The organism is Streptomyces rubellomurinus (genome assembly GCF_000961885.1).
In the GTDB taxonomy this organism is placed as follows: domain Bacteria; phylum Actinomycetota; class Actinomycetes; order Streptomycetales; family Streptomycetaceae; genus Kitasatospora; species Kitasatospora rubellomurina.
The window spans coordinates 44,752-53,991 of record NZ_JZKH01000051.1 but is presented as its reverse complement, the minus strand read 5'-3'; the positions used below and the strand labels follow the sequence as shown (position 1 = coordinate 53,991).

Sequence of the window (9,240 nt, the reverse complement as noted above, 5' to 3'; positions counted from 1 at the left end):
GTCTGGTCCCCCGGCGAGCTGGACGACGAGGCGCTGACCGCCGCCGTCGGCGCCCGCGCCGTGGCCGCCGCCCGCCGGACGCTGGAGCGCGGCTACCGCGCGCGGCTGCACCACGCGCGCCCGGACGACCCGCAGCCGGTCGCCGAACTCGCCGCCTGCACCGTCCGGTTCCCCGTCCCCGGCGAGCTGGGCTTCGCGGTCACCGACGCCTCGCAGGACCGGCGCGGCGAGGTGATCGCCCTCGCGGTCTGGGCCTTCCGGGCCGCCGAGGGCCGCCCGGACGTCACCCTCGGCGGCGCGTCCGGGCGCGACACGGGCATCCCGCTCGCCCTGGACACCGCCCTCGACCTCGCCCGCGAGCTGCTGCTCGACGGCGCCGTGCACGCCGGGCCGGTGCTCACCGCCGGTCTGCACCGGGTGCGCGGCGAGCTCGCCGACCGCTCCCTGCACTGGCCGGCCGGCGTGCTCGCCGACCTGATCGGCCAGCTCGACGCGTACGCCGCCCGGGCCGCCGACCACCGCCCCGAGGAACTCGCCCTGCTCCTGGCCGAGTTGCACGCCCGGCAGCGGGCCGCCGCCCACCCGGGCAGCGCGCGGTCGGAGGTGCTCGGCATCCGGGAGGCCGCCGAGACGCCGCTGCGCCGGGTCCGCCTCACCGCGCTCGGCTGCCAGATCCGCGGCACCGCGACGACCCGCTCCGCCGAGCTCTTCCTCGCCCACCCCTCGGCCGGCGCCGTGCTGGTGCTGCGCCGAAGCTGGGACGTCCCCGCGGACGGCCGCCCGCCCACCGGCCACGCGCTGGCCGCCCGCCGCATCGCCGGCCACCGCCTCGACGCCCTCGCCACCGGCAACGTGGTCAGCGAGAGCGCCGTCCGCAGCGCCGCCCGCGAACTCGGCCTCGGGCGGGGCCGGATCGCCGCCACCACCGTCACCCCGGTCGGCAGCTCGTGGACCGACCTGCCCGCCCCGCTGCTGCTCACCGACCTCGACGCCCACCTGCGCACCCTCGACGGCCGGCCGCCGCGGCTGATCCGGCCCCGGATCGCCGCCGAGTCCCTGCACGTGGTGCGGCTCTCCGCCGTCGAGGAGGTCCGGTACGACGCGGGCGAGCAGCGCCTGGAGGCCGCGGTCCGCGACGCCGTCGGCAACCCGGCCACCGTCGCCGCCACCCACGACCCGGCTTGCCCCGGCGCCCTCGACGCGCTCGCCGCGGTGCTCGGGACGGGCACCGTCACGCATGTCAGCGCCACCGTCCGGCGCACCGCGGGCCGCACCGTCCTGGAGCCCGCCGCGCTGCTCGCGGGCGGCACCGTCGTGGTCCCCGACCTCGCCCCCGGCGCCGGCTCCGCCGTCCTCGCCCCCGCCGCGCCGCCGGTGGCCGACCCGATCGCCGCCGACCTCGCCGAGGCGCTCGCCGCCCTCGCCGAGCTCGCCCACCGGGGCCTGCGCCACCCGGACACCGCGACCCTCGCCCGTCTGGACCGCACCGCCGACCGGCTGCACCGGGGCGGCCTGGCCGCCACCGCCGAGCTGCTGCGCGCCCTCGCCCGGGCCGTCCGCGCCGGTGATCCGGAGGCCGCCGCCCGGGCGTGGGCGGACTCGGCCGTGCGGGTCGCCGTCGCCGTCGAGGCGCACCGGGAGACGGTTGGCCGGATGTGAGCGGAGCACCGCCCCGGGGGACGGCTCGTCACCGCCCGCCGGGGGCGTTCCTCATGAACCGCATTCGGAGTCGATGAACCCGCACAAGTCTCCGTTGCGCAGGACCACCAGCGAACCGCACGAGCACCGGCAGTACTCGGCCTCGCCCTCGGCGGTCGTGCGCGAGTACGCCAGGCGCCAGGTGGGGTCGGTGAGCCGGGCGCGGCAGCCGAGGTGCCGCAGCGGGCACGCGTCCGGCAGCGGGCTCGCCTCCGGCGCCGGGGCGGGCTGCGTGGAAGTGTCGGACAGGGCCATCACGTCTCCACCTTCTCTGGGGCCCGCGCCGGCTCAGGCGCGGGGCGCTCGGGTGCGACCGGCTCCGGGAGGTCGCGGAACAGCAGCCAGGCCAGGGCGGGCAGCACGATCAGCGGGGTCAGCGCGGTCTGCAGCGAGGTCACGTCGGCGAGGCGTCCGATCACCGGGCTCGCCAGGCCGCCGATGCTGACGGTCAGGCCCAGGGTGATGCCGCTGGCCGTGCCGACCCGGGTCGGCAGGTAGTCCTGCGCCAGGGTGACCTGCAGCGAGAACGGGACGTAGAGGCCGGCCGAGGCCAGCGCCACGAACAGGTAGACGGCCGGGCCGGGCACGAACACCACGCCCGCCACCGCGCCGACCGTGCAGAGGTAGGACCAGCGCACCACGGTGACCCGGTTCCAGCGCTCGGCCAGGCGGCCGCCGACGACCGTGCCCACCGCACCGCCCAGGTAGAGCACGAAGAGCGCGGCCGTCCCGGCGGCCGTGCTGCCCCCCATCCGCTCCTTCACGTGGAACGAGACGAAGGTGCTCAGCCCGATGAAGACGATGGAGCGGCACACCACGGCCAGGGCGAGCCGGACGAACGACGACCGGTCCTCGACGCCGCCGCGCTGCCCGGCGCCGGAGGCGCCGCCCGCCGCCCGGGTGCGCTCCAGGCCGCGCAGCACCGGCAGGCACAGCACGCTGCCGGCGAGGGCGGGCACCACGAGCAGCGGCGACAGGTGCAGCCCGCCGGTGCCGACCACGACGGCCACCAGCACCGGGGCGAGGGCGAAACCTATGTTGCCGCCGAGCGAGAACCAGCCCATCGCCGCGTGGCTGCCCTCGCTCGCCAGTCGGGCGACCCGGGCCGACTCGGGGTGGTAGGCCGCGACGCCCACCCCCGAGATCGCCACGAACACCAGGGTCAGCGCGTAGGACCCGCTGAGGCCGCTCAGAGCGATGCCCAGGCCGCCGACGACCGTGCTGGAGGGCAGCAGCCAGGGCATCGCGTGCCGGTCGGTGAGGGCTCCGAACAGCGGCTGCGCCACCGAGGACAGCAGGGAGGCCGCCAGCACGATGCCCGAGGCGGCGGCGTAGGTGTAGGAGCGCTCGGAGACGAAGAACGGGACGAGCGACGCCACGGCCCCCTGGTAGACATCGACGCAGGCATGGCCGACGGACAACAGCGTGATCACGTATTTCCTGGACACCCGGCCATCGTCGCGGCTGGCCGGTTGTCACGCTTCCGATATCCTGCCAGCTGATGAAGGAAATCCGCCACGAGCCGGTCGCGCCGACCCGCACCCAGCGCCTGCCGCCCGGCCGGGACATCGGCGCCCACCGCCACGACGACCACCAGATCGTCTACGCCGCCCGCGGAGTGCTGGCCGTCACCACCGACCACGGCACCTGGATCGCCCCGGCGACCCGCGCCATCTGGGTGCCGGCCGGGACGGTGCACGCCCACCACGCCCACGGCGCGCTCGACCTGCGCCTGGTGGGCCTGCCGACGACGGACAACCCGCTCGGCCTGGACGCGCCGACTGTGCTCATCGTCGGCCCGCTGCTGCGCGAGCTGATACTCGCCTACACCCGCTCCCCGGACGACCCGAGCCCCGAACGGCTGCGCCTGCGGGCCGTCCTGCTCGACCAGTTGGCGGCCTCGCAGCACCAGCCCGTCCACCTTCCGGCGCCCTCGGACCCGCGGCTCAAGCAGGTCTGCGACCTGCTGCGCGCCGATCCCACCGACCGGCGCACCCTGGCGGACCTGGGCAAGGAGGTCGGGGCGAGCGACCGGACCCTGTCCCGGCTCTTCAAGGCCGACCTCGGCATGACGTTCCCGCAATGGCGCACCCAACTGCGCCTGTACCGCGCCCTGGTGCTGCTGGCGGAGGACGTTCCGGTGACCGCCGTGGCGCACCAGTGCGGCTGGGCCTCCCCCAGCGCCTTCATCGACGTGTTCCACCGGGCCTTCGGCCACACCCCCGGCGCGCACCGGCCGAGTTGACGGCGGGCCGCCCGTCCGGCGGTCAGGACGGCAGTCAGGAGGGCGACACCTGGTCGGCGCTCAGGCCCGCGTTGCGGGGGGCGCCGAGGTCGCGGGACAGGCTCCGGGCGACCTCGCGGGTCGCGATCGCGCACTCCCGCCGCACGGACTCGTCGAAGAGCCGCTCGACCGCCCCGACCAGCGCGATCGCGCCGGCGACGTTGCCGGTGTCGTCGAACACCGGGGCCGCGATGGAGGCGTCCCCCAGAGTGGACTCCTGCTCGTCCAGCGCGTACCCGATGTCGCGCACGCCCTTCAGCTGGCGTTCGAGCTCGGCCGGGTCGTCGATGCTGGCGCCGGTGAGTCTGGGCAGCTCCCCGGCCAGCAGCAGGGCCCGTTCCTCGGCGGGCAGGAAGGCCGCGACGGCCTTGCCCAGGGCGCACGCGTTCCAGGGCAGGCCGGCCCCGGTCTCCAGCGTCTGGACGGTGACGCCCGGCCGGAGGGCGTGGTGGATCACCAGCATCTGACGGTCGACCATCACGCCGACCCAGACCGCGAACCCGGTGCGGGTGGCTAGAATGTCGGCCCAGGTCACCGCCCGGGTCCGCAGCTTGTGCGAGTCCAGGTAGGCGTTGCTCAGACTGACCAGGCCGGGCCCCAACTGGTACTTGCTCGTCTCCCGGTCCTGGCTGACCATTCCTTCGGCCTGCAGGGTCCGCAGCAGCGCGTGGGCGGTGGGCTTGGCGACGCCCAGGCGGTCGGCCAGTTCGCTGACGCCAAGTCGCTGGGTCCCCGTGGCCAGTTCCTTGAGTACCTGGATCGCTCGCTGCACCGCCTGGATCATGAGGCCCTCTCCTGTACGCCATTGCTGAACGCCTTGTGGAGTCCATGAATTGTGTTCGGGGAACGCTGGTTCGGCATCATACGGCCTTCCCGATACTCGGACAATTCCGGCCGGTCCGCGGTACGGCCCGGCCGTGCCCGGGCGACCGGCCGGTCGAGGCCTGGCCGGAAACCGTCGAAACGCCCCCGAAACGCCGTCGAGGCACCCCTGTTCGGGGTGCCTCGACGGACGCGCTCGCGATCCCAAGCCCTAGTGAACAGCTCCGGTCACCGACCGCCCGGCGGGCAGGGCCGCGCGGAACTGCTCCAGCACGGCGTCGAGCCCGGCCCGGCTCTCCGGCCGGATCCACGGCCGACCGTCCTTCAGCTCCACGTGCTGGTCGAGCACGAAGTGGCCCTGCACCACGTGCCTGGCGCCCAGCGAGTGCAGCACCGGACGCAACGCGTAGTCCAGGACCAGCACATGGGCCAGGCTCCCGCCGGTGGCCAGCGGCAGCACCGCCTTGCCGTCCAGCCCGAACTGCGGAAGCAGGTCGAGGAAGGACTTGAGCAGACCGGAGAAGCTGGCCTTGTAGGTCGGCGTGGCCAGGACCACCCCGTCCGCCCGGGCCACCTGTCCGGCCGCCAGGGCGATCGCCGGATGGGACACGTCCGCGCTCAGCAGGGGGCCGGCGGGCAGCGAGCGGACTCTCAGGTGCTCGGTGCGGCACCCCTCGTCGGTCAGCCACCGCGCCGCGATGTCGCCGATCCGCTCCGTCCTGGAGGCGGGTGACGGACTGCCGGAGATCACCAGAATGCTGGGCATGTCCTTCTCCTGAGGTGTCATCGGGTGAGCGCTCGTGTCATCGGGGCCGGAGTCGTCATCGGGCCGCAGCCGTCATCGGGCCACAGTCGTCATCGGGCGAGCGCCGGTCTCATCGGCTCCGGCCGCGCCTCGCCGTCCGCCGCGCCGAGCCAACGGCAGAGGTCCGCCACGGCGTCGCCGCAGCCGCCGCAGCCCGTGGTGGCCCGGGTGGCGCGGACGAGCGCGGACCGCTCCCGGGCCCCGGCCCGCCAGGCGGCGACGAGGTCGTTCTTGGTGACGTTGTTGCAGCGGCAGACCACGGCCTGCCCGGGCAGGGCCGCCGGGTCGGCCGTCCCGTCGACGGCCCCGGCCCCGACCAGCAGCGCGATCCGGTCGGCCGGGACGGGAGCGGCGGCGTCGAACAGCTGGCTGACGGCGGCCACGCACCCGGGGAACCCCAACAGGACGGCGCCCACGATCCGGTCGCCCCGCACGGACATCCGGGCGTACCGGCCCCGGGCCGCGTCGGCCACCGTGACGACCTCGCTCCCGGGCACCTCGCGGTCGCCCTCGCCGAGGACGACGAGGTCGACGTCGCGCGCCTTGAGCCGGGTGAGCGCCGGCGTGCCGGCGTAGCCGCGGCCACCCCCGCCGGCCGGGACCTTGCCGGCCAGGTCCCCGCCCGCCGGCGCCTCGGCCAGCACCCCGGCCAGCACCTCGGCCAGCACCTCGGCCTGCTCCCAGGCGGGTGCGACGAGGCCGCTGACGCGGCCCTCGACCTCCGCGCAGTCGCCCAGCGCCCGGATCCGCGGGTCCTCGGTGCACAGGTACGCGTCCACCACGATCCCCCGGCCGACCCGCAGGCCGGCGCGCCGGGCCAGTTCGACCTCGGGCACCGCGCCCGCCGAGACGACCAGCAGGTCGGCCGGCAGCTCGGTGCCGTCGTCGAGCTCCAGCCGGTCACCCGTCCAGGCCGTGGCGGTGCGCCCGGCGAGGACCCGGATGCCGAACCGTTCCAGGACCGAGGAGAGCACCCGGCCGGCGTCCGGCCCGAGTTGGCCGTCCATCACGTGCGGTCCGCGGTGGACGACGTCGACCTTGCAGTCCCGTTCGGTCAGCGCCCGGGCGATCTCCACGCCCAGCACGCCGCCGCCCAGGACGACGGCCCGCCCGCCCTCGCGCAGCAGCCGCTCCAGCCGCCGGCCGTCGGCGAGGGTGCGGACGGCGACCGCGCGCGGGGCGAGCGCGCCGTCCGCGCCGACCAGGCCGGACACCGGCGGCAGGAAGCTCCGGGCGCCGGTGGCCAGCACCAGGTGGTCGTACGGGTGCAGCGAACCGTCCGCGGCGCGCACGACCCGCCGGTGCCGGTCGATGCCGACCGCCGCCACCCCGGTGCGCACCCGCACGCCCGCCCGGTCGAGGGGGGTGAGGTGGGTGCGCTCCGCCGCGAGCCGGCCGGCCACCACGTCGGTGAGCAGCACCCGGTTGTAGGCGGGTTCGCGCTCCTCGCCCAGGACGGTGATGTCGCTCTCCGGGGCGCGGGCGCCGAGGAGTTGGGCCAGTCGGTAGCCCGCCGGGCCGTTGCCGACGATCACGATCCGGCTCATGACGGACCGCCGCCGGTCTCGGCGGGCGGCTCCTCCAGCGGTTCGAGCCGGGCGGCGCACACCTTGAACTCCGGCATCCGCGACACCGGGTCGAGCGCCGGATTGGTGATCAGGTTGGCCCGGCCCGCGTCGGGAAAGTGGAACGGCAGGAACACCGTGTCGGTGCGCAGCGACGCCACCGTCCGCACCCGCGCGACGGTGCCTCCCCGGCGGCTGACGACCCGGGCGAGGCCGCCGTCCGCCAGCCCGAAGCGCCCGGCGGTGTCCGGGTGGACCTCGACGAAGGCCTCCCCCGCGCCCGCCGTCAGTTCGGGCACCCGGCGGGTCTGGGCGCCGCTCTGGTACTGCGCCAGGACGCGGCCGGTGGTGGCGTACAACGGGTAGTCGGCGTCGGGGAGTTCGGCCGCGTCGCGGTGGGTCACCGGCCGGAACCGGGCGCGGCCGTCGTCGTGCGCGAAGCGGTCCAGGAACAGCCGGGGGGTGGACTCGCCCTCGGCCCGGCTCGGCCAGTGCGCCGGGGTGTCGAGCGCGTCGAAGTCGATGCCGGAGTAGTCCGCGGGGCCGCCGGCCGAGGCGCGCCGGAGCTCCGCGAAGACCGTCCGGGGGTCGTCGGGGAAGCGCTCGGGGGGCTGGCCCAGGCGGACGGCCAGCTCCCGCAGGACCCACAGGTCGCTGCGCACGCCTGGTGGCGGATCGAGGGCGCGCCGGCGGCGCAGGACGCGTCCCTCGAGGTTCGTCATGGTGCCGTCCTCCTCCGCCCACTGGGTCACCGGGAGGACGACGTCGGCCAGTTCCACCGTCTCGGAGGGCACGAAGTCCGCCACCACCAGCAGGTCCAGGGAGGCCAGCCGGTCGGCGATCCGCCGGGCCGCGGGCGCCGACACGACCGGGTTGGACCCGAACACCAGCAGCGCGCGGGGGCCGCCCGGGCGGCCGAGCGAGTCCAGCAGCTCGTAGCCGCTGGGGCCCGGCCCCGGCAGTGCGTCCGGGTCCACCCCCCACACCCGGGCCACGTGCGCGCGGGCCGCCGGGTCGGTGATCTTCCGGTAGCCGGGCAGTTGGTCGGCCTTCTGTCCGTGTTCCCGGCCGCCCTGCCCGTTGCCCTGTCCGGTCAGGCAGCCGTAGCCCGAGCCCGCCCGGCCCGGCAGGCCGAGCGCGAGCGCCAGGTTGATGTACGCCGAGACGGTGTCCGTGCCCTTGGAGTGCTGTTCCGCGCCCCGGCCGGTGAGCAGGTAGCGGCGCCGGGCCGAGGCCAGCAGCCGGACGGCGGCGCGCTGGTCGGCGACCGGTACGCCGGTGACGCGTTCGACCCGCTCGGGCCACCATTCGGCCGCGCAGCGCCAGGTCTCGTCGAAGCCGTGCGTGCGCCGGTCCAGGTACTCCCGGTCGAGGTGGCCGTCCGCGACGGCGGTGTGCAGCAGGCCCAGCGCGAGCGCCAGGTCGGTGCCCGGGGCGGGGCTCAGGTGCAGCGCGGCGTGTTCCGCGGTGGCCGAGCGGCGGGGGTCCACCACGATCAGGTCGGCGCCCTCCAGGTGCCGCATCAGCGGCGGCATCGTCTCGGCGACGTTCGCTCCGGCGAGCAGGACCACCTCGGCCTGCGCGAGGTCCGTGACCGGGAACGGCAGTCCGCGGTCCACGCCGAAGGCGGCCGAGCCGGCCGCCGCGGCGGAGGACATGCAGAACCTGCCGTTGTAGTCGACCTGCGAGGTGCCCAGCGCGACCCGGGCGAACTTCCCGAGGGTGTAGGCCTTCTCGTTGGTGAGCCCGCCGCCGCCGAAGACGGCGACCGCGTCCGGCCCGGAGGCCGCGGTGATCTTCCGCAGCTCCCGGCCGACGTGGTCCAGCGCGGCCGCCCAGGAGGCGGGCTGCCGGGCCGCCCCCGGCCGGGGCCGGATCAGCGGCGCGGTCAGCCGGTCGGCTGCGGTCAGAACGCCGGGTGCCGTCCACCCCTTGACGCAGAGCCGGCCGGCGTTGACCGGGAACTCCTCGTCGGGGAGGACCGTCACGCCGCCGGACGGGGAGGCCTCCAGCCGGGTGCCGCACTGCAGGGCGCAGTACGGGCAGTGCGTTCTGACCATCACAGC

General features: G+C 75.9%; 8 protein-coding genes. 2 read left to right on the top strand and 6 right to left on the bottom strand.

The window, feature by feature from the left end:
- Window positions 1–1,659: hypothetical protein (locus VM95_RS23335; RefSeq protein ID WP_045700012.1), on the top strand; the 1,659-nt coding region annotated here is incomplete at its 5' end.
- Between the two features lie 51 nt (window positions 1,660–1,710).
- Here VM95_RS23335 and VM95_RS23330 read toward each other — a convergent pair.
- Both VM95_RS23330 and VM95_RS23325 read right to left on the bottom strand, forming a co-directional pair.
- Window positions 1,711–1,953, bottom strand: coding sequence for a hypothetical protein (locus VM95_RS23330; RefSeq protein ID WP_045700011.1), 243 nt, complete (start codon window positions 1,951–1,953; stop codon window positions 1,711–1,713).
- Window positions 1,953–3,146, bottom strand: coding sequence for an MFS transporter (locus VM95_RS23325; RefSeq protein WP_045700010.1), 1,194 nt, complete (start codon window positions 3,144–3,146; stop codon window positions 1,953–1,955). Before VM95_RS23325 ends, VM95_RS23330 begins: the two co-directional genes overlap by 1 nt.
- 53 nt (window positions 3,147–3,199) lie before the next feature.
- Between VM95_RS23325 and VM95_RS23320 the strand changes: the two genes are divergently transcribed.
- Window positions 3,200–3,943, top strand: coding sequence for an AraC family transcriptional regulator (locus VM95_RS23320; protein WP_045700009.1), 744 nt, complete (start codon window positions 3,200–3,202; stop codon window positions 3,941–3,943).
- Between the two features lie 34 nt (window positions 3,944–3,977).
- Here VM95_RS23320 and VM95_RS23315 read toward each other — a convergent pair whose 3' ends face one another.
- From VM95_RS23315 to VM95_RS23300, 4 genes are all read right to left on the bottom strand, one after another.
- On the bottom strand, window positions 3,978–4,766 hold the full coding sequence (locus VM95_RS23315) for an IclR family transcriptional regulator (RefSeq protein WP_045700008.1): 789 nt from the start codon (window positions 4,764–4,766) through the stop codon (window positions 3,978–3,980).
- Window positions 4,767–5,015: 249 nt separating this feature from the next.
- Entirely contained in the window at window positions 5,016–5,570 is a 555-nt protein-coding gene (gene ssuE / locus VM95_RS23310; RefSeq protein WP_045700007.1) for an NADPH-dependent FMN reductase, read from the bottom strand.
- Between the two features lie 89 nt (window positions 5,571–5,659).
- A complete protein-coding gene (locus tag VM95_RS23305) occupies window positions 5,660–7,156 on the bottom strand; it encodes an FAD-dependent oxidoreductase (protein WP_045700006.1) in 1,497 nt (498 codons plus the stop codon).
- The gene (locus VM95_RS23300; RefSeq protein WP_045700005.1) at window positions 7,153–9,234 is read right to left on the bottom strand and encodes a molybdopterin oxidoreductase family protein; all 2,082 of its coding nucleotides are present in this window, start codon (window positions 9,232–9,234) and stop codon (window positions 7,153–7,155) included. The genes VM95_RS23305 and VM95_RS23300 overlap by 4 nt, the downstream gene beginning before the upstream one ends.
- Window positions 9,235–9,240 lie beyond the last annotated feature (6 nt).